Origin of the sequence: Flavivirga aquimarina (genome assembly GCF_030540835.1) — a bacterium.
GTDB lineage: Bacteria > Bacteroidota > Bacteroidia > Flavobacteriales > Flavobacteriaceae > Flavivirga > Flavivirga aquimarina.
In genome coordinates, this window is sequence record NZ_JAUOEK010000146.1 from 1 (window position 1) to 309 (window position 309).

Consider the following 309-nt stretch of genomic DNA (forward strand, 5'->3'; position numbering starts at 1 on the left):
GTCCAATATTCCTCACTGCTGCCTCCCGTAGGAGTCTGGTCCGTGTCTCAGTACCAGTGTGGGGGATCCCCCTCTCAGGGCCCCTATCTATCGTGGCCTTGGTATGCCGTTACCATACCAACTAGCTAATAGAACGCATACTCATCTTATACCGTAACCTTTATTGCGCAAATGATGCCATCTATGCAAACTATGGGGTATTAATCTTCATTTCTAAAGGCTATCCCCCAGTATAAGGTAGATTGTATACGCGTTACGCACCCGTGCGCCGGTCGTCGGCGGTAGCAAGCTACCCCGTTACCCCTCGAC

Annotated in this window: 1 rRNA gene; it reads right to left on the reverse strand. The window is 51.1% G+C overall.

What is annotated here, in order from left to right:
* A 16S ribosomal RNA gene (locus tag Q4Q35_RS15535) occupies positions 1-309 on the reverse strand; the annotation flags it as partial.